At 50.3% G+C, this 26,093-nt stretch carries 20 protein-coding genes and 2 pseudogenes; 4 read left to right on the top strand and 18 right to left on the bottom strand.

The window, feature by feature from the left end; all coding sequences use genetic code 11:
* The 6 genes from EJQ19_RS06585 to EJQ19_RS06610 form a co-directional block, all read right to left on the bottom strand.
* Positions 1 to 990, bottom strand: a complete 990-nt coding sequence (locus tag EJQ19_RS06585; protein WP_164716358.1) for an S-layer homology domain-containing protein — start codon at positions 988 to 990, stop codon at positions 1 to 3.
* Positions 991 to 1,320: 330 nt separating this feature from the next.
* On the bottom strand, positions 1,321 to 2,364 hold the full coding sequence (locus EJQ19_RS06590; protein ID WP_126140452.1) for an ABC transporter substrate-binding protein: 1,044 nt from the start codon (positions 2,362 to 2,364) through the stop codon (positions 1,321 to 1,323).
* A 149-nt stretch (positions 2,365 to 2,513) separates the two neighbouring features.
* On the bottom strand, positions 2,514 to 3,476 hold the full coding sequence (gene yjfF, locus EJQ19_RS06595; protein ID WP_126140414.1) for a galactofuranose ABC transporter, permease protein YjfF: 963 nt from the start codon (positions 3,474 to 3,476) through the stop codon (positions 2,514 to 2,516).
* Positions 3,469 to 4,494: an ABC transporter permease gene (locus EJQ19_RS06600; protein WP_241242767.1), complete on the bottom strand. Its 1,026-nt coding sequence runs from the start codon at positions 4,492 to 4,494 to the stop codon at positions 3,469 to 3,471. Before EJQ19_RS06600 ends, yjfF begins: the two co-directional genes overlap by 8 nt.
* Positions 4,495 to 4,499: 5 nt before the next feature.
* Positions 4,500 to 6,008, bottom strand: coding sequence for a sugar ABC transporter ATP-binding protein (locus EJQ19_RS06605; protein WP_126140415.1), 1,509 nt, complete (start codon positions 6,006 to 6,008; stop codon positions 4,500 to 4,502).
* Positions 6,009 to 6,091: 83 nt separating this feature from the next.
* On the bottom strand, positions 6,092 to 7,123 hold the full coding sequence (locus EJQ19_RS06610; protein ID WP_241242768.1) for an ABC transporter substrate-binding protein: 1,032 nt from the start codon (positions 7,121 to 7,123) through the stop codon (positions 6,092 to 6,094).
* 256 nt (positions 7,124 to 7,379) lie between these two features.
* Between EJQ19_RS06610 and EJQ19_RS06615 the strand changes: the two genes are divergently transcribed.
* The 3 genes from EJQ19_RS06615 to EJQ19_RS06625 are packed head-to-tail and all read left to right on the top strand — an operon-like array spanning position 7,380 to position 11,798.
* A complete protein-coding gene (locus tag EJQ19_RS06615; RefSeq protein WP_241242769.1) occupies positions 7,380 to 9,185 on the top strand; it encodes a sensor histidine kinase in 1,806 nt (601 codons plus the stop codon).
* Between the two features lie 5 nt (positions 9,186 to 9,190).
* Positions 9,191 to 10,834 carry a response regulator gene (locus EJQ19_RS06620; protein WP_126140416.1) on the top strand — a complete coding sequence of 548 codons (1,644 nt, stop codon included), beginning with the start codon at positions 9,191 to 9,193 and terminating at the stop codon, positions 10,832 to 10,834.
* Entirely contained in the window at positions 10,821 to 11,798 is a 978-nt protein-coding gene (locus tag EJQ19_RS06625; RefSeq protein ID WP_126140417.1) for a sugar ABC transporter substrate-binding protein, read from the top strand. Before EJQ19_RS06620 ends, EJQ19_RS06625 begins: the two co-directional genes overlap by 14 nt.
* Before the next feature lie 62 nt (positions 11,799 to 11,860).
* On the opposite strand, the gene EJQ19_RS06630 is transcribed toward EJQ19_RS06625, so the two are convergent.
* Both EJQ19_RS06630 and EJQ19_RS06635 read right to left on the bottom strand, forming a co-directional pair.
* Positions 11,861 to 12,082 (bottom strand): hypothetical protein, encoded by a 222-nt coding sequence (locus EJQ19_RS06630; RefSeq protein WP_126140418.1) that lies wholly within the window; start codon positions 12,080 to 12,082, stop codon positions 11,861 to 11,863.
* Between the two features lie 109 nt (positions 12,083 to 12,191).
* A complete protein-coding gene (locus EJQ19_RS06635) occupies positions 12,192 to 13,160 on the bottom strand; it encodes an AraC family transcriptional regulator (RefSeq protein ID WP_126140419.1) in 969 nt (322 codons plus the stop codon).
* A 140-nt stretch (positions 13,161 to 13,300) separates the two neighbouring features.
* Here EJQ19_RS06635 and EJQ19_RS06640 point away from each other — a divergent pair, with 140 nt between their 5' ends.
* The gene (locus EJQ19_RS06640; RefSeq protein ID WP_241242770.1) at positions 13,301 to 14,713 is read left to right on the top strand and encodes an MFS transporter; all 1,413 of its coding nucleotides are present in this window, start codon (positions 13,301 to 13,303) and stop codon (positions 14,711 to 14,713) included.
* Positions 14,714 to 14,799: 86 nt separating this feature from the next.
* On the opposite strand, the pseudogene EJQ19_RS06645 reads toward EJQ19_RS06640, so the two are convergent.
* The 10 genes and pseudogenes from EJQ19_RS06645 to EJQ19_RS06685 form a co-directional block, all read right to left on the bottom strand.
* Positions 14,800 to 15,299, bottom strand: a pseudogene (locus EJQ19_RS06645) (metal ABC transporter solute-binding protein, Zn/Mn family); the annotation flags it as partial.
* A 3-nt stretch (positions 15,300 to 15,302) separates the two neighbouring features.
* Positions 15,303 to 15,461: pseudogene (locus EJQ19_RS32440) on the bottom strand (zinc ABC transporter ATP-binding protein); the annotation flags it as partial.
* 540 nt (positions 15,462 to 16,001) lie between these two features.
* Positions 16,002 to 16,760 carry an SDR family NAD(P)-dependent oxidoreductase gene (locus EJQ19_RS06650; RefSeq protein WP_126140420.1) on the bottom strand — a complete coding sequence of 253 codons (759 nt, stop codon included), beginning with the start codon at positions 16,758 to 16,760 and terminating at the stop codon, positions 16,002 to 16,004.
* A gap of 15 nt (positions 16,761 to 16,775) precedes the next feature.
* Positions 16,776 to 18,086 (bottom strand): aspartate aminotransferase family protein, encoded by a 1,311-nt coding sequence (locus EJQ19_RS06655; protein WP_126140421.1) that lies wholly within the window; start codon positions 18,084 to 18,086, stop codon positions 16,776 to 16,778.
* A complete protein-coding gene (locus tag EJQ19_RS06660) occupies positions 18,073 to 19,560 on the bottom strand; it encodes a M81 family metallopeptidase (RefSeq protein WP_126140422.1) in 1,488 nt (495 codons plus the stop codon). The genes EJQ19_RS06655 and EJQ19_RS06660 overlap by 14 nt, the downstream gene beginning before the upstream one ends.
* Complete coding sequence (locus EJQ19_RS06665; RefSeq protein ID WP_126140423.1) at positions 19,557 to 20,879, bottom strand: M20/M25/M40 family metallo-hydrolase; 1,323 nt, start codon at positions 20,877 to 20,879, stop codon at positions 19,557 to 19,559. The genes EJQ19_RS06660 and EJQ19_RS06665 overlap by 4 nt, the downstream gene beginning before the upstream one ends.
* Before the next feature lie 25 nt (positions 20,880 to 20,904).
* A complete protein-coding gene (locus EJQ19_RS06670; protein ID WP_126140424.1) occupies positions 20,905 to 21,297 on the bottom strand; it encodes a RidA family protein in 393 nt (130 codons plus the stop codon).
* 25 nt (positions 21,298 to 21,322) lie between these two features.
* Positions 21,323 to 22,429 (bottom strand): alanine racemase, encoded by a 1,107-nt coding sequence (locus tag EJQ19_RS06675; RefSeq protein WP_126140425.1) that lies wholly within the window; start codon positions 22,427 to 22,429, stop codon positions 21,323 to 21,325.
* A gap of 75 nt (positions 22,430 to 22,504) precedes the next feature.
* A complete protein-coding gene (locus EJQ19_RS06680) occupies positions 22,505 to 24,052 on the bottom strand; it encodes an FAD-dependent oxidoreductase (RefSeq protein WP_126140426.1) in 1,548 nt (515 codons plus the stop codon).
* A 68-nt stretch (positions 24,053 to 24,120) separates the two neighbouring features.
* Positions 24,121 to 26,076 carry a right-handed parallel beta-helix repeat-containing protein gene (locus EJQ19_RS06685; protein WP_126140427.1) on the bottom strand — a complete coding sequence of 652 codons (1,956 nt, stop codon included), beginning with the start codon at positions 26,074 to 26,076 and terminating at the stop codon, positions 24,121 to 24,123.
* Positions 26,077 to 26,093: the final 17 nt, after the last annotated feature.

The following is a 26,093-nucleotide window of genomic DNA, read 5'->3' on the forward strand; positions in this document are numbered from 1 at the left end:
TTATTGAATAATCCTGTAGATGATGACAGCAGCTTCTGCTCTCGTAGCGGTATCGTTCGGTTTAATCCTACCGTAGTCCCCTTGAATAATGCCTTTCTTCACGAGTTGAGCTAGAGGGGTTACTGCATAAGCTGCAACTTCGCCGGGATCTTGAAAGCCGCTTAAATCGGTTGCGGCATCGTCCAGCTGTCTTCCGGCGACTTTCATTGCTCGTGCGGCAACCACCATCATATCTTGCCTGGATATGCTTACTCTTGGCTCGAACTGGTAGAGATCCATTCCCTGGGCAATTCCTAGCTTTTTGGCAATTCCCACCTCCTGATAATAATAATCAGACTGTGTGACATCATCGAAGTTATCATCAATGTCAGCGTGAAGATGTAACGCTCTGACCAGCAAACTGATAAAGTCGGCTCTTGAAATGTTGTCACCTGGACTAAAGGTAATTGCCGAAGTCCCCTTAATAATGCCAGCTGACGCTAGCTCCTCAATTTCATTTCTAGCCCATTCATAGCCTTCAAGGTCGGCAAAGGTACTTCCATAACGAACCAAGGTTGCTGTGAGATCAGGCTTCAGCGCCTTCACGGATATTAATTTAATGTTGCTTTCTCCTTGCTTCTTGCCCTTGAAGGAAATCGTACTTAAAACTTTACTTCCTTGCTCGCCTGCCTTTTGGCCAACCTTTGTGAAGGCCAAGGTTATTTTTCCGTCATTTGCCTTCGGTGGTACAAAAAAGCCCTCTATTTTGGAATCCGCCTTTTCCAATTCGACGACATCAGGATCATACGAAATCAATGCTTCATAGGCATAAAGCTCCTTCAAGTTGCTTCCAGTGAAAGAGATCTCAAGCTCTTGTTTAGGAACAACCGTTTCTGCGCCTGTGCTTAGTGTGAAAGTTGGAACTCCGTCGGCTAATGCGACGCCAGGTACACAAGCGACTAGCATAACGGCAATCAGATACATGATGAAAGGCACCTTACTTTTTCTCATCCAAATCTCCTCCGTTGACATTTTTGAAAGCGCTTTATTATATATGAATATAAATATCGGAAAACTATGAATAAAGAGTCTGTTATGCCGCTCCCACTCCAGTATCTCGCTATCCTGAATGCGTCCAGGTTACCGCATCATCAAGCTGTCCCCTTCTTCATATTGCTTTCATTATAACTACGACACCCTGAAATTACGATGTAATTTCTTATTAGAAAAGTTGATTTTTTAGCCGTCCTTAGGGGTAATTTTATGTTTTTTTCCTATTCACACGAATAGAAAAACCCGGGATTTTTTTCCCAGGCTTTCGGATCATTCAGAACGACCGACTCAATATGTGCGAGATGCCATCTCACTTGCTGCGGTTACTTGTGTAAATACATTCTCGGACGTCACAATTCGTTTGGGCAGTGTATTTCCCTTGACAATTTCTTTCACCGCCTGAATCAGATTCGGCCCCAATAACGGATTGCATTCCACGACCAGATTAATCTTGCCTTCACTGAGCTTCTCCAGCGCTTTGCGGGTACCGTCCACCGTGACAACGACAATATCTTTCCCTGGCTCTAGACCGTATTCCTCGATCGCCTCCAGGGCGCCAAGTGTCATATCGTCATTATGCGAATAAAGCACCCGAATATCCTTTCCCTTCTCCACCAAAAACTTCTTCATGACTTCCTTGCCTTTCACAAAGGTAAAATCCGCATTCTCGCTAGCCAAAAAACGAAAATCCTTACGACCCGCAATGGCATCTCGAAGTCCCTTGCCTCTTGCAATGGAAGGCGTTGAGCCTTCCGTTCCGCGCAGTTCCACAATCCCGACCGGAGCGCTTTGCTTGGGAAATTTATCGACGAGATACTTGCCGGCCTTTTTCCCCTCTTCATAAAAATCGGACCCAATGTGCGTCACATACAAGGATTGATCCGCAACATCCACATCGCGATCAATAATAACAACAGGAACACCCGCTTGCTTGACTTCACGAAGAATGGGCTCCCAACCGGTTTCCACTACAGGCGCAATGGCGATGACATCAACCTTTTGCTTTACGAATTCCCGAATCGCCTCAATCTGCTTTTCTTGGGATTGCTCGGCATTGTTAAAACTCATACGAATATCAGCGATCTTCGCAGCCTCGTTGATGGAATTGGTGTTGGCTAACCGCCACGCACTCTCCGATCCTAGCTGCGAGAAGCCTAGTACGGGCTCTCTAGCTAGTGGTGTGGAAGCCAGCGATTCCTTGGGCCCCTTGTCCACACGTTCAGCAGTTTGAGTCCCTCCGTCCTGCTGACAACCCATTACAGCCACGAGCGTCAAGATCACAAGGGTCAGCTTGCCAAGCATAATGAAAAGGCGCTTGGGATGAACTACCATCACAGCGGCCATTCCCCCTTTCGGTTTTCAACTTCGTGCCGATCGAGCGTTTAATGTTTTTATTGTATAGTTTGCGTTCCTAAACATCAATAAAAAAGAACATTGCTTGACAAACCCATCATTTGCCAAAGAATGTTCTTTTCCTCTTCTTAGCTGCGTTTTAACCAGCTGCGTTCGCTGAGCATCCTCTGCATAAAGATAAACATGAACAACAGAATACCAATCACGATCTTCGTCCACCACGAGCTCAGTGTGCCCTCGAAGCTGATAATCGTTTGAATGACGCCTTGGATCAACACGCCGAAGAAGGTTCCAACCACATAACCGACTCCGCCCGTTAGCAACGTTCCGCCGATGACGACGGCTGCGATCGTATCCAGCTCCATCCCCATCGCGTGAAGCCCGTAACCGGAGAGCATATAGAAGGTAAACACAACACCGGCCAACGATGAGCAAAAACCGCTAAACGCATAGATCAGCATTTTGGTTCGTCCGACCGGCAGCCCCATGAGCAAGGACGATTGCTCGCTTCCGCCCAAAGCGTACGTATTTCTGCCAAATCGCGTGTAATGGGCGATATAGAAGCCCAGAGCAACGACAAGCAGGGCGATGATCACGCTGATCGAGATGAAATTCCCGCCCGGCAGCTTGATTTTGGTTTGAGCTACGCTTGTATAGAAGGCATTGTCGATGGTGATGGTATTGATACTAATGATGTAGCATAAGCCTCTTGCCAAGAACATGCCAGCGAGGGTGACGATAAACGGCTCGACTTTGAAGTAATGAATAACCGCGCCCATCCCCCATCCGAACAGCGAACCGAATACTAACACCAGTGGAATTACAATACCAGGCGGCCAGCCTGCCTGAACCAAACTCGCCGAGATCATGGTGGTCAAGGCAATGACCGAACCCACGGATAAGTCAATCCCGCCGGAAATAATAACGAAGGTCATGCCGATGGCTGTAATTAATAGAAAGGAATTATCAATCAGCAAGTTCATGAGAACCTGCAGCGAGAAAAATCCCGTGTATCGAAAAGAACCGATGGCAAACATAAGAAAGAAAAGTCCTATGGTCACCATGATTGGAATATGCTGCTTCTTAAGCATGCTGCTTGACCTCCTTTTCTGCCGGGTAGCTGCGCGTCTTCCAACGGAAGGCAAGCGATTTGCGGAACGCTTCGGATTGAATCAGACAGACGATGAGGACGACAAAAGCTTTCACAACCAGCGTAATTTCAGGCGGAACGCCGATCATATAGATCGTCGTGGTCAGCGTCTGGATGATCAGCGCGCCAACGACCGTGCCTCCAAGATAGAAGCGTCCACCATTAAGGGAAGTTCCCCCGATGACTACCGCCAGAATCGCATCCAATTCAACCCACAGCCCGGCATTATTGCCGTCGGCGCTGGATACGTTGGAGCTGAGCAGCAGCCCTGCTACACCTGCGCACAAGCTGCAGAACATGTATACGAAGAACATGACGGTTTTGGATTTGACACCGGCAAGCCTGCTGGCCGTCGGTTTGCAGCCGACCGACTCGATAAACAGGCCAAGTGCCGTTTTACGGGTCAATAGGAATGCGATGAGGAAAACGATAGCGACAATAAAAATGGAGAAAGGCAGCGTGAGTAGCGACCCGGCCCCGATGAATTTGTAAGTCGGATTGGAAACAGTGATAATCTGTCCGCTCGTAATCAGCTGCGATACCCCTCGACCGGAAACCATGAGGATGAGCGTAGCGATAATCGGTTGAATCCCCACACTGGCAACGAGGAATCCATTCCAGACGCCTAGCACAATGGAAACCAGCAGCGCTGTACCCACAGCGACGATCACATTTGCGATACTTCCGTCGCCTTTGCTGATATTCAAGCAAGCAATCGCCCCGGCAATTGCGACAACGGAGCCGACGGAGAGATCCACACCTTTTGTTGCTGCAATAACAAGCGTCATGCCGATGGAGACAATCATTAACTGCGCGCCGAAATTAAGAATATCGATCAGGCTGCCATAGAGATGTCCATCCCTCATCCGTATCGAGAAGAAATCGGGCGAATAAATGAAATTAAAGACTAATAACGCCGCCAAAAATGTTAAGGGCCAAAATAAATGATGTTTCACCACCGTGCTCAACCTCCCGCAATTGCTTTCATGACGTTTTTCTGACTGATTTCGCTCCCTGTCATTTCCTGAACCTTATGACGATCGCGCAGGACAACAATCTTGTGGCTAACGCGCAGAACTTCTTCCAATTCGGATGAAATGAAGAGAACCGACATCCCTTTTTGAGCCAAGGACAAGACCAGCTTCTGAATCTCAGCCTTCGCTCCAATATCTATGCCACGGGTAGGTTCATCTAAAATCAGCAAGCTAGGATCTGTCAGAAGCCAACGCGCGAGCAGCACTTTCTGTTGATTTCCGCCACTTAAATTTTTAATCAAATGCTCCGGATTCGGCGGATTAATATTCAGTGCTTTTATATACTCATCCGCTATTTCATCCTGCCGCTTTCGTGAAATGGTTTTAAACCAGCCTTGAGAAGCCTGCAGGGCTAAGATGATATTCTCGCGTACGGTCAAATCGTCGATAATCCCTTCGGTCTTCCGATTTTCCGAACAAAATGCGATGTTATGATCAATCGCTTGCCTCGGAGAATGGATCGCCGCCTTCTCCCCCTCCATCACGATTTCACCATGATCCGCTTTGTCAGCGGCAAAGAAGAGTCGCGCCAATTCCGTCCTTCCCGACCCCAGCAGCCCGGCAAGTCCGACGATTTCTCCCTTGTGGATGGTAAGATCGACAGGCTCGATCGAACCTTTTCTGCCTAAGGCAGATGCTTTCATTAAAATATTGCGGTTCGTTTGATATTCGGCCTCGCCTTTCGGCATTTCCTCAAGCTGATCCAGCTCCTTCCCGATCATCTTGGATACCAGTTCTATGCGGGGCAGTTCCTTCGCCATGTACTCCCCTATAAATTCTCCGTTGCGGAGAATGGTTATGCGATCTGAAATGTCGTAGACCTGATCTAAGAAGTGTGTAACGAACAGAATGGCTAAGCCGTCGTTCTTCAGCCTGGTCATGACGGAAAATAATTGGACAACCTCTCCGCGATCCAAACTGGACGTAGGTTCATCCAGAATAAGCACTTTCGCCGAGATGCTGAGCGCCCTTGCAATCGCGATCAGCTGTTGAACTGCCACAGAATAGGCATGAAGCGGCTGCGTGACATCAATGTCCAAATTCATTCTTTTTTTCAACAGCTGCTGCGCGTTGTGATTCATATCCTTCCATAATATACGACCAAAACGACGAGGCTCACGTCCGATATAAATATTCTCGGCGACCGACAGGTTCGCGCATAGGTTCACCTCTTGATAGACGGTGCTGATCCCCGCTACTTGTGCATCCAGAGGACTGCTGATTTTAATGGGCGTATTCTCCAACGCCACAGTACCTTGATCAATTGAATGGACTCCAGTTAGAACTTTAATCAATGTCGATTTACCCGCACCATTTTCACCCATCAAAGCATGCACTTCTCCAGGAAAAAGCCTGAAATTTACGTTGGTCAATGCCTTAACGCCCGGAAATTGCTTATGAATTCCGGTCATTTGCAAGACTGGCCCATTATGATTCATACTGCCTCTCCTCTCCTACATGTAAGCGAAAGCCGCCCCGCCTGCAACGACGGAGCAGCCGAGCTCTTTTTTATTTAGTCGTCTTAGTATTGACGGTTTGGCAGCTCACGTTTTGCATCTTCCGATGTAAATACGCCTTCCTTCGTGACAATTCGTTTAGGAATTTCTTTGTTAGCCAACACGTCGCGCACCGCCTGCATCAATTGACCGCCTAGGAGCGGGTTGCACTCGACGATGAAGTTGATTTTGCCTTCGCTTGCCGCTTGGAAACCATCTTTTACGCCGTCAACGGAAATAATGACGATGTCTTTGCCAGGCTTGAGCCCCGCTTCTTCAATCGCTTGAATAGCCCCGAGCGCCATATCGTCGTTATGGGCATACAGCACGTTGATGTTCTTATTGGCTTTCAGGAAAGCCTGCATAACTTCTTTCCCTTTCGCCCGAGTGAAGTCGCCTGTTTGCGACGCAATGACCTTCAGGTTCGGATTGGATTTAATGATTTCATCAAATCCTGCTTTACGATCGTTCGCAGGCGCGGAGCCTGTTGTGCCTTGAAGCTCGACAATGTTGACGGTATCTTTCGTATCTTTATACTTGTCGACAAGCCATTTGCCCGCGCTTCTGCCTTCTTCAACGAAGTCGGAGCCGATGAACGTTTTATAAAGCGAAGTGTCTTTGGAATCTACTGCACGGTCCGTCAAAATTACCGGGATGCCTGCGTCTTTCGCTTCTTTCAATACGGTATCCCAGCCGGATTCAACAACCGGGGAGAAGGCAATCACATCAACTTTTTGTTGAATGTAAGTGCGAATCGCTTTAATCTGGTTCTCTTGCTTTTGCTGCGCATCGGAGAATTTCAGATCGAAGCCGGCTTCCTTAGCGGAATCTTGAATGGACTTCGTATTGGCTGTCCGCCAACCGCTTTCCGCGCCGACTTGTGCAAACCCTAGGGTGACTTTTTTGCCGGACTGTGCCGCAGAAGCCGTTGTTGCCGCTGCTGCCGCAGTTGCCGGTGCAGTCGTTTGTTTGCTTGTTGTTGTGCTGCTTCCGCATGCTGCCGTGAGCAGTACCATTGTAGAAGCTAAAACTACCCCGAAAGTCTTTTTCATTGTCATTTGTCTTTCCTCCCTTTATTTCACCTTGTTGTTAGCGGTGTAGCTAAATTATAGGTGAGAAGCGACAGCGGGGTATACGGAGTTTCATTTGCACTTGTTGGAATAAATTATTCACTTTTCATTATGGAAGAATGATTTCATTGTTTTTTTATCCAAAACATGTAGTTTTTTATCGGATGATTGCGTTTTCAAATGGATTGATACATAATTCAAATAGGAACCGCTGGACTATGGAATGCTAAGGAAGGTACCTGCTATGATGACGATCTTTCATAAAATAACGTCTAGCCTCAGAGCCAAACTTTTAACGATGTTTGTGATTCTTACATGCCTTCCATTAATTATTGTCGGCCTTATTTCGTACAATAAATCTTACAATACCGTATTGGCGAACAGTAAATCGGCCACCATGCTGCTTGCTAACCAATTATCCAGCAACCTCGATAATGTTTTTATCGACATCAAGAATCTGCTTGAGCTGGAGAAGAATCCGAACGTCCTTCACTTTTTATTCACGCAAAGCAGCACAAATCTGGACGCGCGTGAGATTTTGCAGACGATGTCCTCATATCGTCAAACCTACCAATACAATAACGTACTCAATATCACGATGATTAATTTGTATGGACGTGGGATCAGTGAACGGAAAGGCGTCTTTCAATTAGATACCAATTTGCTGCACAACTCCCATTTCGATTATTTAATCAAAAATCCAGAAACCATTTTAAATATACCGCCAGACGATGCTTCCAGCATCACATCATTGGACGGGTTTCAATATAAGAAGCGCAATATTATTTCGATTGTTTCAACCGTGAAACAACGAGTCACGCATGAGGTCATTGGATTTATTATCATTGATGTCGATGATCGGGTCGTCACTGATTTTTGCGACAATGTCACTGTTGGGAAAACAGGTTTTTTCTTCGTAGCAGATGATACCGGCAAACCCATTTTCAATCCTTCCCGGGTGTCCCCCGACAAACGGCCAAACCAGGAAGAAATGAATTCGATCATTCGCAATCCGTCCACAGGGACGATTGATATATCAAATGGGAAGCCTAACTTCATTTTATCGGTACCTTCCCATTCAACCGGCTGGAATATTATCGGCGTCGTCCCTTTGCAAGAAATCGTTCAGGAAGCCAATTCCATTCGGAAACTAATCATCGTCAGCGTACTATTAAGCATTCTGTTTGCGATCACCTTGCATTTCTTCGTTTCCACTCGTTTGACTCGTCCTGTTCGCATCTTGAAAAATAAAATGCAATTGGCGGCATCCGGTTATTTGGAGGCAAAAGTCCCCCTCGAAGGTACCGATGAAATCGCTGATCTTGGCCATAGTTTTAATACCATGATCGGCAAAATCAGGGACTTGCTCAATCAAAGTATTAAAGAGCAGCAAGAGATTAAGAAATCTGAGCTGCGTGCTCTTCAGGCGCAGATTAATCCGCATTTTCTGTATAATACACTGGATTCGATCCTGTGGCTTGCCCAATCCGAAAAAAAGGAGCAAGTCGTTCAGCTCGTAATGGCGTTATCCAAACTATTCAGAATCAGCCTGAGTAAAGGCCGTGACGTCATTTCCCTGGAGATGGAAATCGAGCATCTCCAGAGTTATCTGACCATTCAGCAAATCCGCTATCGGGATATTCTGGATTATGACATTGACGTGGATCCAACCTTGATGAGCATGCCGATTCTCAAAATGACCTTGCAGCCGATCGTTGAAAATGCACTGTACCATGGTTTGAAAAACAAACGGGGCAAAGGGATGATTCACATTGTCGGAAGACCTGATGATGATTCACAAGGCTTTACCATGATAGTCAAAGACAATGGGAAAGGCATTTCGGAAGAAAGGCTCCAACAATTGCAAGCAGCGTTAATGGATCCTCATTTTCCTGAAAAAACAGGGAATGAAGTTTCCGGCGGCTTCGGCTTGCATAACGTACATCGACGACTTCGTTTGTATTATGGCGAGTCCTACGGGGTACAAGTGGAAAGCATCGATGGTGAAGGCACCGTTGTTACCATTCGATTACCTAATGAGCGGGGGTGACAGGCATGAAGAAAATTTTACTCGTTGACGATGAAATCATTATTAGAGAAACAATTCGCGATTGCATCGACTGGGAGAAGGAAGGCTTTATTTACTGCGGCGATGCCTCTGACGGGGAAGTTGCCCTTCCCGTTATTGAACAAGTTCAACCGGATATTCTCATTACCGATATCCTCATGCCCTTTATGAACGGTTTGGAGCTTAGCAGCCTTATGCGGAACCAGTTTCCGGATATGAAAATTATTATTCTCAGTGGCCATGCGGAATTTGAATATGCCAGAGCGGCTATGCAGGCGGGGGTGCATGAATATTGCCTGAAGCCGATCAGTCCGGCTGAGCTGATCAAAGTTCTGCATAGCGTTAGTAATGTGATCGATAAGGAACGAGAAGTCAAGAATCAACTGCAGGCCTTGAAAGAAAAAGAAAATGAAGCCGCAGCATTAACTCAGAGCAAATTGCTTAATGATTTGTGCAGTGGCTTTATGACCACGTCTGAAGTGATGCATCATGCTGCCGCCCTTCATTTGAACATCGTAGCCCGCTATTATGCGGTTACCGTACTGGATCTTCGGGAAACAGAAGCATTTCCCCCAGATTCAGAGACGATTCCGGCAAGCAACGAACGTCTGCTGGACAAATGTCTGCAACTGAAAGCCGACTGCGCACACTTGAGCTTTCAACGCAGCCGCTACGAAAAGGTTTGGATTATTAAAGCAGACACGTTAGATATTCTGAAACAGGAAATCAGCTTTTTCCAGGAGCTGCAAAAAGAACTGGCGGAAGAAAAGCATACCCTTTCCGTCTCCATCGGTATCGGCAGTGTGCAAGATCGACTGCAAAATGTCCATCTTTCGTTCCTGGATGCGATGGAAGATGTCCATTGGCGCCGATTGTCCCGCCAAAACCGGAATATTCTCGGGGAGGCAACAAAAGAAATTCCCGATGCTTCCCGCTTTCTGGATCGCGGGGCATTCATTGACTTTTTGAAAATTGGTACGCCGGCCAAACTCGAATCCTTTGTACGTGAGTATGCGGCTGCTTTAAGCGAAATCAATTGGCATTCCTCCCCTTTCGGGTATTACATGTTAAACGATTTGACCATTGAAACCTTTCGCTCCAATAAAGATATGTACAGACACCTGCCTGAGCCTGAACAATACTTGGCACAGTTCCAGCAATTAATTGGAGGCATACATTCCTGGGAAGAATGCGCAGATTACCTTGTCAAATTAATTGAACAATTTTGGACATGGCGCTCCCGAGTTTATGACAAATACAGCGACACGATTCTTAAAGTCAAAGAATATATCCAAGCCAATTTTGAGAAAGAGACGATTTCCTTACAGGATGCAGCGGAGTACGTCAGTCTAAGCCCTAACTATTTGAGCAGAATTTTCAGTCAGGAAACGAATCAAACCTTTATCGAATATTTGACACAGGTACGGATTCGCAGAGCTATGGAGCTGCTGAAGAGCACATCCTCCAAATCTTATGAAATTGCTTTCTTAATCGGCTACAATGATCCCCATTATTTCTCAAATCTGTTCAAACGCTTAACCGGGATGACGCCAAAAGATTTCAGGAAGAAGAGTATCAACGAAGAGGCGCTGGAGTTATGGAAAGGAGACGCCGAGGATGAGAATCACTAGTTGGGCAGCTTGCACCTTCCTACTTCTTCTGGTTCTCACAGCGTGCAAGGATTCCGCTCCTTCGGGGCCAGATATGTCACCTTCAGCTTCCCAACATCCGGAGCAGACGGCAAGCAGCAATCACGATCGTCGACTGACCTTCGGAATCATCTACCCGCTTGCGCATCCTTTCTATGAAATGATTACGGAGTCTATTGAGGCCGCGAGCAAGCCCTATCCGATTCAGCTCGTTGTCAAGGCGCCCGATGAAATTAACCTGGAGCAGCAGATCCGAATGATGGAGAACATGATCAATCAAAAGGTGGACGGCATCGCCTTGGATCCCATTGACCCCGTTGCGCTTGAGCCCTACATTAACAAAGCTGTGCTGGCCGGTATCCCGGTCATTTGCTTTGAATCGGATGTGCCGGGCAGCAAGCGCTCCTCCTTCATCGGAAGCAGCTTCTTCAATGAAGGCATGCTAATGGGACAAATCGTTGAACGCACCCTAAAGGGGAAAGGAATGATTATGGTCGAGGGAAGCAAAGCCGGTTCCATTCAGCAGACCAGCCGGCTTGCAGGGATGCTCGAGTATCTCAAAACCAAAACGGACATTCAGGTGCTGGAAACCCGGTACAACGAGGGGAATAACGACAATGCCATTTCAGACTTGGAAACATTGATTGAGGAACATCCTCATTTTGATGCGCTAGTCGCCTTGGATGTTATTTCCAGTTCAAATGCCATTCTAGTCTGGAAATCGCAAGGTTTAAAACGATTTGCCTTGACATTCGGCATGACCCCCGAAGTGAAAGAGGCGCTGTTAAACGGACAAATCCATTCCGTAATTTCAGAGAATGAGCATATGTGGGGAAATAAAATAATTGAGAAGTTACTCGCGGGCTCCAACCACAGCGAGGTGTCCGAAATCACGAATACCGGATTTCAAGAAGTAACCCAAACAGCGCTTGAAGGTACCTACTAGACAGAATTGGACACGAAAAGCGGCAGCGTACACCGAACGTGTATACTGCCGCTTTTCTCTGCTCAATTCTGTTGATCCGCCGCAAGCATCAGCACATTGTCACGCTTAAACGCGTACAGCATGAAAATCAGATTGCTTTCATCTGAAAGTCCGTTGTCCTGAATCAACCTGGCTTTCATGGTCTCCACCAACCCTTTTGCATGTTGTGCATGTACCCGAGTCCAAACCGTATACTGATGCTTTTCTTGAATCTGAATCATGTCGATATCCACATTCTTTTCCATTGCCCTGCCCCTCTCTGACTAGATAACATTTATATCTTCATCATAGTGGATTGAGGGGGGTGAGTTGAATGGAATTATTTATGGGGAAAGTGGATATTTTTGTTGTCACTTAACTATCCTCGAATCCCAGTGCGGATGATGATTTTCGCAACGATTTAATATCTTGCAGAGGAGGAAGACCGAAAAGCCTCCTGTATTCCCGATTGAACTGTGACGGACTTTCATAACCAACCGTCAACGCTGCCATCGTTGCCCCCATGGGCCCGCTCAGCATCAGGCGCCTGGCTTCCTGCAGGCGAAGCTGCTTCTGATATTGCAAAGGCCCCATTGTTGTAATCGCTTTGAATTTATGATGCAGTCCGGAGGTGCTCATCCTGCAGGATTTGGCAAGTTCCTCAACGGTAAACGAACGTTCGTAATTATCTTTAATCCATTGAATCGCCTTACCCACGCCATCAGCCTTTTGATCAAAGAGTGCTTTTTGAAAAAACATGTGTCCAAATTCACCGGATAAAAGGTTAAAAATCATTTCCCTTTTGATCAGCTCGGACAGAAATTGAGCTTCTTTAGGCTTATCGACTAACCTCAGTAGCCGGAGAAAAATATCTAGCAGCCCGGCATCCGCTTTTCCGATGAAGGCTCCCGCTCCAAGGCCATTCTGTCTTGGTTTGGTGACGATTTGCGCTTCCATAGCCACAGAAGCAACTTCTTCTGTCGTTAAATCAATCCGAAGCCCGATATATGGTGATTCCTCCGTGGCTCCGATGATTTGAGCGGAAGTCGGTATATCGATCAGCGACGCCAAATAGTCACCCGCAGTATAAAGCAAAATCTCTTGACCAAGGTAAAGCCTCTTCGTTCCTTGAAGGATCAGACAAAAAGAAGGAGTCAAAACGCCTGATCTTCGCTGTGTCTCGCGACTGTTTCTGACGATGGAAAGAAACGGAACCATGGTCGGTGTCCGTCCTTCTGCCAAGGCAATTCGTTCCGCCGCGGCAATGAGTTGATCCAGCGCTTTCTTATGAATTGAAACACTCTTTCCATGGATCGTGTGATGATCCAACCTTTGTTCCGGCATGCGTTCCATTCCTCCTTCTTGCTCTACTCTACAGCAATTTGCAGCTTTAGGCAATTATTCTGCAGAAATGGTCTACTTCCTTCCACCAACTCCATCCATAATAGGCTATAGAAACACGATATAACGAGTTGGAAAGGAACATGAGTATGAAGAAAACGAAATGGATCATCTTAACTATCATTATCGCTTGTCAGCTTATCGTTGTGCTTGACGCCTCCATTATGGTAACAGCGATCCCTCAAATCGGCCGAGCGTTACAGATGTCGGCAACCAGTTTGACTTGGGTCCAAAATGCCTATATTTTACCGTTCGGGGGTTTCTTGTTGCTCGGTGCCCGAGCAGGGGATCTTTTGGGGCGCAGAAGAATGCTGCTTATCGGCATTGGCTTATTTTCGCTGGCCTCCATGCTGGCAGGCTTGTCGCCGACAGCCGAATTTTTGCTTGTCACCCGTGCATTTCAAGGCTTTTCTGCTGCTTTGGCAACTCCTGCTGCACTTGCCCTGCTGTCAGCGAGTTTTGTAGAGGCCAAGGAACGCGCTAAAGCGATCGCAATGTACAGCGCGGTTTCGGCTGGCGGAGGCAGTGTCGGCCTCTTGCTTGGCGGATTTTTCACAGATTTTATTTCCTGGCGCGTAGGGATGTTTATCAATGTCCCCATTGGGATTGCTTTGCTCTTTATGGTACACAGGTTTATTCAGCAAACAGGCACGCGGGCCGGACGTTTCGATCTTGGAGGTGCAATTGTCTCCGTATTCGGCATGAGCGCGTTGGTGTATGGTTTCGTTCAAGCTGCTGATCGCGGATGGGGGAAACCCGAAACATGGATTTCATTTGCAGCCGGGATTGTTCTGCTAGCAGCATTCGTTCTTATTGAATCTCGCGCTGCTGAACCCATCATCCCTCTCCGATTGTTTGCGAACCGCCAGCGGTCCGGGGCTTATCTAGGAAGGTTCCTCATGGTAGGCGGAAATTTTTCACTCTTTTTCTTTATCCCTCAGTTTTTGCAGAACGTCCTCGGGTTCAGTTCGCTTGAAGCCGGCTTAGCCTTCCTGCCATTTACGGTCGCCCAGTTCGGGATGATGTATCTTATACCAGGATTGGTGCAGCGTTATGGAAATAGGAAAGTGTTGATGGCCGGTTTGCTGCTTGCCATCATTGGCACACTCTGGATGAGCCGAATCGTCACCGTGCAAGCCCAGTTCTTTCCGCAAATGTTCATTCTCTTGACCATCATGGGCATTGGCGCCGGCATGGTTTTCCAACCGCTTACCGTACTAGGACTCACAGATGTGGACCCTCAAGATAACGGTGCTGCTTCGGGCTTGATCAATGTCGCGCATCAAAGCGGTTCCTCGCTAGGCTTGGCTGTGCTCATAAGTGTGTTTCATGTAGCGGTTCATACGGATCAACCTTCCAAGATGCAATTTGCACACGGTGTATCGAACGCCATCTTGGGATCCGTACTATTTATAACAGCAGCCCTTGTAGCGACGCTTCTCTGTTTTCTTCCGGCACGCCAAGCTTTTCGTACATCAGCACTTCCAGAAAAATAATCTTTGACCGCCGCAAAAGCTAGAGGAAGGCCTCAGGAGGGTGATACGCTTCGTTAAACTCATCCAGGATCTTCATGTCGCTTAATCTATTCATTTAAAGCTTTCTTTAAAGCTTCCAGATTGCTGGTCATCACCGCCAAATAGTCGAGATTATTCTTTATTTCCTTGTCAACCCTTCAATCGGATTCAACACAGCGGTCTTCGCATTGATCTCTTTCGCGATCGTTTTCGCGACCTTAGGATCGACTAACGTTTCGAAAAAGATCGTTTTCACCTGATTCTGCTTGGCAAATTGGATAATATCGGCCATTTTATCGGGTGCCGGCTCTTCCTCTGGGGATAAGCCTGCGATAGGCACCTGCGTTAATCCGTACGATTTAGCTAAATAACCGAATGCGGCGTGTTGGGTGACAAATTCTTTGTGTTTCACGGCGGCGAGACTTGTTCGGAAGGAAGTGTCCAGCTCTTGCAGCTTCGCGATGTAGGCATCGGCATTTTTACGATAATCGTCTCTATGTACAGGATCAGCTTGCGACAAGCCAGCTGCGATCGTATCGACTTCCTTCTGTGCCAAGACAGGGTCCAGCGGATAGCGGCCTGAGCGGACAAATTCATATACCGTGCTCGGAAACCCACTGTTAAAGCCTGCGAGCTGCTGCGACACATAGCCGACGCTTAACCGCCCTCCTCGCTCATTATGGCCTGATAGATACACCTCGCCTCGCCACGGCTTGAGCAGCCCCAGCATGAGCTTAAGCAGCGTTGACTTTGCTGCGCCGTTAGGCCCATTATGGCGACAAACTCCCAAAATTGAATTTCCAGACTGGCCTGTTGAATGCAAGGAACGTCCCGATAGCCGAAGTCGACTTCATGTAAAGAGGCAATAAGCAAGAGATCTCCCCCTCCTTCTATGCGTAATTTTAACGATGTGAATAGGCATATATCTTCCAACGACGAAGGAGCCTAGCCGCTAATGCCTTTCAGGCGGGGATTTATGAAGCGATGGCCATTGTGGAAGACCTGGAACTGGCAATGAGGTTCGCACGTTTTTTCGTAGGAAGAGGATCGTAATGACGCTATTTTCAAAAATACGGCTCATTTTTGTCGTTAAGGGAACGAGGAGCACTTATTTGGGCCATTTTAACTAAAAGGACGGCTCGGAGCCCGAATAAGTCGCCTCGTTCCGCTTCCTGGCTAAAATTTATGAGATTCTATGAAATAGCGGCGTGTAGTTCCGCAAACCGAAAGTAGGATTCATTAAGAATAAATCGCCAGTCGGGACGAATTCCTATGACAACTTAATGATCTGACCGCCATCGATCACCATGCAATGTCCCGTCATATAGCGGGACTCGTCGCTCGCCATGAACAGCGCGGCATCGGCAATATCATCGGGCTGGCCGACCCTCTGCAGGGGAATTGTTTTCACATACGTCTCCATCGATTGCGGATTGTCAATCAGCGGCCTCGTCAACCGCGTATCGATAAAGCCGGGGCACAGCGCATTGACACGAATGCCATGCTCTGCCAGCTCCAGTGCCATCGACATCGTGAGCAAATTCAATCCGCCTTTGGACGCGTTATAGTGAGCCTGGTGCGATTCAGCTGCGAGGCCGTTCACACTGGACATCTGAATGATGGACCCGCCTGTTCCCTGCCGTACCATCTCCCTCGCCGCACGTTGCGAGACAAGGAAGGCGCCCTTCAGGTTCACGTTCATATGAAACTCCCAATCTGCCTCTGTCATTTCGAGAAAAGGCGCCGGCCTGCAAACGCCTGCGCTATTGACAACAATATCGAGCCTGCCCCATCGGGTGATCGCTTTCTCGAGCATGGCGTCAACCTCGGATTTTTGTTGAATGTCAGCAAGAACCCAGAGCACCTCCGCACCTGCTGCACGTATCAACTCGCTGACTTCCTCCAGCGCCTTCGGATCGATGTCTGCAAGCGCCACCTTCGCGCCTTCCCTGGCAAAACGCAGGGACACCGCACGGCCGATACCGTTCGCTCCCCCTGTTACTAAGGCGACTTTATGCTTGAGCCGCATGTACGTGCTCCTCCCTTACTCCAGTTGACTTAAAGCCCGATCAACAGCAAGCAGTGTTTCATCTATATCTGTTAGGCTGTGAGCCGTCGAAATGTACCACAGGCCGTTCGGACGAAGCAGTACGCCTTCGCTAAGCATGAGTTCGGCAAAACGGGCATACTTGCCCGCATCTCGCTTATTGAATGTGTCAAAGTCCGCGACCTCCGGCTCATCGATAAACATCATATGTAAGACGGGGCCGCATTGGTTGACCACGCCTGGAATCCCGTGCTTGCTCAGCAAACCGCGAATACCGGCGGATAAGGTGACAAACAGCTCCTCCATCCGTTTGAAAGCCGCCCCATTCTGTTGAGCCAGCTCACGGATAGTCGTCAGCGCAGCGGCAGTAGCTACCCCGTTCCCGTTCAATGTGCCCAAATGATTGACGGCCGAAGTATCGATCAGCTTCATCAACGCATTGGAGCCGGCAACCGCGCTGATCGCAATGCCGCCGCCCATCGCTTTGCCGATGGTAACCAGATCCGGCTTAATGCCGAACCGGCCATGCGCACCACCGAGCCCTAACCTGAACCCTGTAATGACTTCATCCAAAATAAAGACGATCCCCAGTTCGTTTGTTAACTGTCGGATCAATTCCAGATAACCGGGTTTGGGTTGAAGGCAGCCCGAATTGCACATCACCGGTTCTGAAATCACGGCGGCAATTTCGCCGGACCGGCTTCGAAGCGTCGATGCCAACACTTCCGGATCGTTCCATGGAAGCAGGATGACATCGTCCAGACTGTTGGCACTTTGTCCACTCGTCCCCGGAGAAACGGTTGCGCCTTCCCCATCGCCGACCGAAGCGCCTAATCCTGCTCCCGGAAAGGAGGTAAAGATCGCGTCGGACCAGCCATGATAATGTCCATGGAAGCGGACGATCTTGCTTTTCCCCGTATGGGCACGGGCGAGCCGCAGCGCCAGCATGACGGCTTCGGTGCCGGAGCCGCTGAAGGCGACCTTATCCGCGCAAGGGAGCACTTCTACCAGCAGGTCCGCTAGCTCAATTTCACCCTCGTGCTGCAGGCCATACGTGTACCCTTTGCGCATCGAAGATAAAATGGACTCCGTTAGTCCGTCGTGCGCATGACCGAGAATAAGCGGTCCGTAAGCCAGTAAGTAGTCGATGTAGGTGTGATTGTCTATATCCTGCAGGCGGGCGCCTTTGGCTGAATCGGCATATAACGGAAACGGCTTCATCGAAGCGCGAAGCGAGCTGGCGACGCCACCGGCAAGATGCTGCTTTGCTCGCTCATAGCTGATCTTGGAACGTTCATAGGTGAACATACGATGTACCTCCCTGGGTGGATGAATCCAATGGAAAGATAGGACGATGAAGATGTTGATATCGAAAATGGGATAGATTGGCGCTGCAGCAGCCCGGCGTGTCGACAGAGACGACAGCTTTGGCGATGGAGCCGAAGGCCGTCTTCCAAGCAACGGCCGATTTGACGACAATCACATGGTAATCGTCGGCTCGCAGCCCTACCGAAAGGATATGGCCCGGATCCCATGGGGGCGTTCGCTTCTCCGTGACCACGATTGTTAACAAACCTGCCTCGATGACCGCCGTTTTCCCCATATCCGCCCGCTGTCCGGTCATATAAGGACCGGTATGCGAATATTTGCCATCGAACAGCGTTCGAACGATACCTTGAATCCGTACGGGTTCGCCGTGCAGGCGATCGCTTTTGCCTCCGATATTGCCGTCGAAAACAGCGTCAACCCCAAGATTGTGCGCTGCTGCTGCGGCTTCTTCGTCGCGTATGACGACAAGGGTCTTTTTAGGAGGATGGATCAAATGAACCAGGGTATGCGTGGCATCTGCCGGTGCCCCGCCTCCGACATTATCCGAGCCCTCCACCAGGATGACCGGACCTTCTGCGATCTCCATCGCTTGGGCTATCGCTGCCTCCACAGGCAAATCCGCATGGGCGAACCGTTCCCTGTATGCCCAGGCCAACTGTTTCAGCTCTTCGGCATAGCTCTTCGCTAAGGCAAGATCGTGATCGGTCGTCACCACGAAGGCTACCCCTGCCTCCGGCACATCGCTGTAGGGGAATCCGCCTGACACCGTGACATTCAGCACTTTCGGCTCAAGCTCCATGGCAAACGCGCGGTCCATCAACGCTTTCATCGGCCCTTCCTCCTGCGTGAGCATCTTTTGAGGAACAATCAGCATGCCAGGCTTAGCGAGCGCAAGTGTAGGCGTGATATGGCCTTCCATTGTCTGGCCCAGCAAGCGGACGGCTTCAACCGCTCGCTCGTATGCATCGATGTGGGGATACGTATCGAAGCCCACGAGAATATTCGCGAAGCGTACCATATCCGGGCTTATGTTCGCATGCAGATCGAGCGTAGCGGCAATTGGCTTCTCCGCACCGATTCGTTCTCTCACCCGCCGCAATAATTCACCTTCCACATCCGGAAAACCCACAGCGGCCATCGCGCCATGCAAAATGACAAAAACTCCGTCCGCTGTCGTGTCCACCGAACCGACGACTGAAGCGATCAAACGCTCGGCAGCCTCCGCCGCAACCATCCCGCTTGGCGTTGCTCCGGTGTATAAGCCGCAGGCGAGTTCCAAATTCTCGCCGTCAATCGAATCGATCGCGCCACCCATCGAAGTGCGCGTGCCGCAGTATCGTCTAAGAAAATCTTCGTTGCCGGTCACCCATTCAGCGCGAAACGCCTCTAATTCTGTTAGGCCGGGTGCAAAGGTATTTGTTTCATGGAAGAGTCCGATTACCGCAATTTTCATCCCACTCCTCCTTTCACGAGAGTCATCCCGCACCAATCCATAATGATTTCCGCATACCAGCGAATTAACCGATGGTAGGATTCGAGATCGAGGCGTTCGTCCGCTGCGTGGGCATTCGCTCCGCCCGGACCCAAGATGAGAGCCGGCGTACTGCTGTATAAATTAAACATAAAGCCGTCGCAAGCGAACGGTGCGCCCTCCGGTGGGGCGATCGGGGCTTCAAGTACCCTCTCACCGGTACTGGCGACGATCCGCAGAAAGTTGTCCGTGCCGCTATCCCTGTGCATTTCACTGCCGCTTAAATAACGAATCAACGGCTTGATCTGCGGGCGGCATTGGGCGAGCGTGGGATAATGAAGCAAGTGCGCCTCGAAATATGCCCATAATTCATCCAAAACTTCATCTCCGGACACGCCCGGATAGCTTTCAATCCAAAAATTCAGCTCGCCCATTGCAGGCAGTTTCTCTTGCAGCTCTCGACTCCCATCGCCGGAGTGAAGGCTGAGCAGCGTCACCTCGGGCTTTCGCTTGCCTTCCCATAAGGGATGGGCGATCATCGTGCCCCAGCGATATTCACGAAATGCTTTCAGCAAGGCGGCGAACTCGACCGCTGCGTCCAGCGCGCTCACGAGCTCCTCCCCCGAGAAACCGATCCCGCTTTTTCCTACGAACGTCGCCTTCCAAATACCACCGCCTAGATGGGCCGTGTACAGCCGCATATTGGACGGCTCGGGAATGATCGCCATATCGGCCTGCAGTCCTCGCAGTCTTCCGGCCAGCGAACCGTTCGCGCCACCGTGCTCTTCATCGACGACGCTTTCGATATGCACCTTCCCTGCAATCGGAGCGTTCAGCGAGAGCAGACATTTCACCGCCATCATCGCGGCCGCCATGCCGCCTTTCATATCGTAAGCGCCGCGACCGTACAGATAGCCGTCATGCACCTCACCGCCAAAAGGCGGGTACTTCCACACTTCATGGCCCTCATACACCGTATCCGCATGTCCGGAAAAGAGCAGTGACCGGCCAGATCCACCCCAAAAGCTCCCCGATACATTGGAGCGATTCCTATACACTCTGCCAGCCATATAGGCAGGATGCTCCTTCAAGCCGGGGACATCGTCAAGCAGGTACATATCGACCGAAGCCCCTGCCTCTTGCAGCCAGCGGGCGACAAAGCGCTGCATTTCAGCTTCATCCCCATGCGGCGGGTGATTGACACTCGGTATTTGTACGAGTGCAGCTGCTAGCGCGACAGCCTCCTCTCGATGTGATTCCACCCATTCGCGGATGGCTTCCGACCATTGATCGCGTTCCATACCGCTCCCCCTCCCAGGCGTCTACTTAATCTTGTGTTCTTTTACGCGGAGCGTACGCGACAACGTCGATTTCAACCAGATAGGCGCCTAGATCGACCGGCGCGGTCGTTCTTGCCGGATAAGGCTGTCGGAACACTTCGGCATAGGTGCGGTTATACGCGGGAAAATCCTCCGTTTTGCTGACATAAGCATTCGCTTTTACAACATGGTCCAACGTGAGGCCTACCTGCTTCAAGATGATTTCGATATTGTTCAGACACTGACGGGTTTGTGCTTCAATCGTCGGCCCGGCCACCTCCCGCGTAACGGGATCTACACCAACTTGACCGGATATATAGACGAAATCCCCCGCTTGAACGGCATGAGAGAAAGGCAGCGGAAATTGCGGTGCTTGAGAAACGTAAATCGCTTTCGACATAGAAATCAGCCTCTCTGCAATATAATTATTGAATACGCCCGCGGGCATCGACGGTAATCAGCCGCTCAACCTTCCCTTTACGTACCCCGTGTAAGCGATCATGCAAATTCGTTACGGTGCAGCAATGGTTAGGTATGAATTCCACAAGGTCACCAATCGCATAACGTACATCTTCGGGAACTTTGACGATCCCGTGCTCTTCGCTAAGGCGTTCGATGTAGACGGACGGATTGTTTTTCAAAAAGCCGTATCCTGGACGGTGTGGATTGACGTCGGCGCTGAACGTTTTGGAGCCGGCGTCAATGATGACGGTACCCGGCCGAGGCATACTTACAACGGTGGCTAGGATGCTCATTGCAAGCTCATTCTTCGAAATGGAACCAATTTCCAGTTGCGAGATGTCGCCAAAAACGTAAGCACCCGGCCTTGTCTCTGTCGCACCCGTTTGGTCCGCGATAAACTTGGAGGTCGGCGTCGATCCAACACTGATTTCGGGGATGGGAATGCCCGACTTCTCAAGAAGCTGTTTCGTTTGAACAAGGCCTTTGACCTCGTCGTCGGCCACTTGCTTAAGCTCGCTCAGTTGTTTGGCACCGTAGGCATGACCACCATGGGTCATCAGGCCGCGCACCTCGACACCACGCATGGCCGCAATATGTCGGACCAAATCCGCCGTTTCTTCACCTGGCTCTTTCCCGCAGCGGTTCAAGCCGGTATTCACATCGACATACAGCGGAATTCGGCAATTCAAGGATTCCCCGATTTGGGAGATGCCGGCAGCGACGGCCGCATGATCCGTGGAGACGGTCACCTTAATTCCGCGCTGGATCAACGCGCGCAGCCTGCCGAGCTTGGCTTTGCCGACAAGCGGAAAGGCAATCAATAGATCATCGAATCCGGCATCGGCAAGCACTTCCGCCTCCCCAAGCTTGGCGACCGTCAAACCGCATGCGCCGTATTCGATCTGTTTGCGCGCAATCCATACGCTTTTGTGCGTTTTGAAGTGCGGCCGCAGCTTCACACCGGCACGCCTGGCCAGTTCCGCCGTCTCCTGTATATTTCGTTCAAGCACATCCAGATCGATCAGCACTGCCGGCGTCTCGAGCTCCGCAATATTGAGTGATTTGGTCATGAAAGCAGCCTCCTCCTTTCAGCATGGCAAGCCTGACGATGTACAAGCGTCAGGCAGCTTGCTCGCAACGTTGAGCTAGGCATGCAGCACTTGTCCGTCCAGCTCAAGTCGTTCGCGGAGTTTGAAGTAGTCGATTTCCTGTACGGCGCAGCCGGCTTCCATAGCAAGCGCTGCTGCTGTCGCCGCAGATTGCCCCAGAATCATGAAGACGGGCTCCATCCGAATCGACCCATACGCAATATGCGAGGAGGACAAACAAACCGGCACGATCAGATTCGTGCATTCCTCCCCCTTGGGGACGATCGCGCGATAGGAAATCGGATAAGGACCCGTCGGGCTGATTTCCACATTGCCTTCATTGATGCATCGACCGTCGAGCACAATCCTTCGACAGTTATGGGAATCCATCGTGTACGTGGCCAGACCGACGGAATCCTGCGTCACGGCATACTTCCGGCAGTGATGCTCGGTCATCACGACATCCGAGATCATGCGACGCCCTTCTCGGATATAGAGCTGGTGCGGCCAACCGCCGGTCTCGACGAACTCGTCGGCAGGCAGTCCCCATTGCCGTGCGTCTGCACGAACTTTGGCCGGAAGCGATTCATCATTGGCGAGAAAATAGAGCATGCCCAGATTGTAGTTGACATGGTCCTGAAAGATCGCCTCGCGTGCGGCATAGCTCCCCTCCGGCCAGTTGTAGTTGGCGCCGATATGATCGGTGGAGATGGCGCCTCGGTTGTTAAGGTCCGACTTGCCTCTGGGCATGATTTTGTTTAACTGCATCGCATCCCACACGCCGGCACGGATGTATCGGGACAGCAGTTTAAACCGGTCGGGATTGTAATTCGGCGGTTCCGGGAAAGCGATTCGATTGTCCGGAACATTCGTCAGGCAAATACGGAAATTGTAGGCCTGCACACTGCGGTCGCCTTGCCCCTGAAAACCCGGTGCTTCATCGCTGATGCCCTTAAGCAATCCGCTGTCCGGCTTCCCTTCGATGCGGTATGGATCGATCCAGGCATAAAAATTATGTTTCGGATGCCCGAAATGAATCCCGTTTAGTGTTTCCTTGTAAACCACGTTGGCTTCACGGCCGACATGGTAGGACACGCCCGCCCGTGCCAACAGATCTCCTTCGTACGTAGCGTCAATAAAGATAGAGGCTGCAAAGGTATTGCCGTTTTCCATCCGCATACGGATGATTTTGCCGTTCTTCATGTCGACCGAATCCAGATGTTGATTGTAATAAACAGGCGTTTGCGCACGTTCCAACCATTCGTGAAAAATCGCCTCTGCGATATGCGGCTCAAAGGCCCAGGCGGCTCCGTCCGGCTCTTCACTGCCATAATGCTTGCCAAGTGTCCGGTAAAATTCACGGGAAATGCCGCCGATCGCCTCCTTGCTTCCGGCATCCGTACGGCCCAGCCCGCTTGCGGTCATCCCGCCAAGATGCGTGCCAAATTCCGCGATAAGGGAGCGGAGGCCCATCCGGCTGGCTTGAACGGCGGCGGCGATTCCCGCCGGTGTGGCGCCGTAGATGCACAGGTCCGTTTCGATTTGCTTGGGTGCCTCTGTCGGTGATTGCGGTGCGTAGTACGTTAATTTACTAAAATCAGCCATCTTCTATCTATCTCCTTCTCGCATTATCTCCTGCTGTATGATGCCTTGCTCCGCGATGCCTAGCGGCATCAAAACCATTCGCCGACAACCCCGACGATATCCCAGTTGCCGTCCGACCGCCCCTTTAAGGTAACCAAATCGCCGGGATTCGCGGATACGAGTTCGGCCTTGAGACCGGCCGGCGTCCTGATCGACGAGCCGGGCTGCGGCGTCAGCTTAACCGAATACGGCGTTTCCACCGTAACCGTGAATTGCTGTCCCTTTCTGGACGTCGGCAGCGCGTAGACGGAAGCACCGGAGGCGCCTGTATTTGTGATCAGATGTCCATTTGCACCCGGATCAATCGCTGCAGCGGACGCCAAGGCCAGCTCGGGCTGCGGGGACAGATTTGCGAACACCTGGTCTGCGGCCGGATCTACATACAGCAGACGCTGCATCCCTCCTTTTGCCGTACAGTTGACAAATCGGATGTTTCGAATCGCTTCCGCGCTATTTTTTTTCACCGAATATCCGCGTACAATTAAGGGAGCCGACCGCTCATCGATCGAAGCGCACTCCACAAACTCAACATTGCCGATCGCTGTTCTAGGGAATTGTGGCACCGTCGTTACTATAAATGACGAACCGAAACCGTACGGGTCTTCCGGCGCATTCACCGTATTGCAATTGACCGCCCTGCAGCGTACGAAGGACACTTTCACACTTTCCGGGGAGCTGGATAAGACCGAAAACCCGGCGTACTGTTCATTTTCAGCCATGCAATCTAGAAAAGTGACCTCCCCCTTGACTGCTTGCGTGCCTTCCCCGCCGTAATTGACCGAGCTGCCGAATGAATTGCCTTTCGTGCGGCAGCGCTCGAAGGTAATGTCGACCCGCTCATTCGCAGCCGTCATCCGGTGAAGCGTCACGAGAAAGCCTCTCCCGACGTTGCCCTCGGCTGTGCAATCGACGAACCGGATTTTTTTCAGAACGTCTTGGCCTGAATTGTTGTTAGGCTCAAGATCGACGCCGCTTTTCGGAGCGGTACCCGTCGTATTTGTGAATCTGCAGCCCTCGACCAGCAAACCGTCTACGCTAATAACAGAAAGTCCCTGCCTGCGGTTGTTGTTTGCTGTGCATTGCCGAAGGACGATATCCTTGCAGAACGGTTGCGTCGATTCATAATTGCCGATATAAAATCCGTCTCCGCCGCTGTCGTTCGCATGAATGCCTTCGATGACGACGTTTTCCGACCCGCTAATATCAAAAATATGCGCTTGTTCTCCCGAACTATAGGCGGCTTTGTTCATCTGGAGCGTAGCTCCGTTGCCGATGATGCGGACCTGTTTCACATTCTTAATGCGAATTAGCCGCTCGTAAGGCGACTTTTTATTCAAGGTGTCGATGGCTTGAATGACCGTGCCGGGTTCGAATTCGATGACGATGTTGCTCGGCACGGACAGTTGACCGGACAAATAATAACGGCCTCGCTGTTTCGGAATATACAGCCGCTTGCCGGCAGCGGCGTTCAGCGCATTCTGCAGCGCCTGTGTTTCTGCCGTCACGCCGTCACCAACAGCACCGAACCATGTGAGCACAACAGTTTCACCATATATCCGCTTAAATCTTCGCCCTTTCGCAGTCACGACAACGGTCCCCGAATTATCCGCTGATGTCGTGTCTGTCGTATCGAGCAGAAACCAGCCTTCTTTCCCCGCATCCGTGACGAGATAGGCAGCATCAGGGAGCAAATCTGCGGTGGTTCGAAGCTCGTTCATCGACACAGTTAGACAAAAATCGAGATTGCGCAAATCGGGCAGCTTTAATTTATCGCCTAGTGAACCGTACACGTTCTCCGTAACCGAATTCGCTTCCGCTACGCCTTGGAATCGGCTGCTCAGCAGCCCCCCTGCGACAAAGGTGACCCCCGCCGCTCCAAGGGAAGCAAGCAGTTTTCTCCGGTTAATCTTCACTCCTGATCCTGCTAGGTCTTTATCGGATACTTCTGCAACTTCATCCTTTGGATTCGTCTGTTGGTTTCGCATACCCTAAACCCTCCCAG

This window comes from Paenibacillus whitsoniae, from assembly GCF_003955665.1.
Lineage (GTDB): Bacteria > Bacillota > Bacilli > Paenibacillales > NBRC-103111 > Paenibacillus_E > Paenibacillus_E whitsoniae.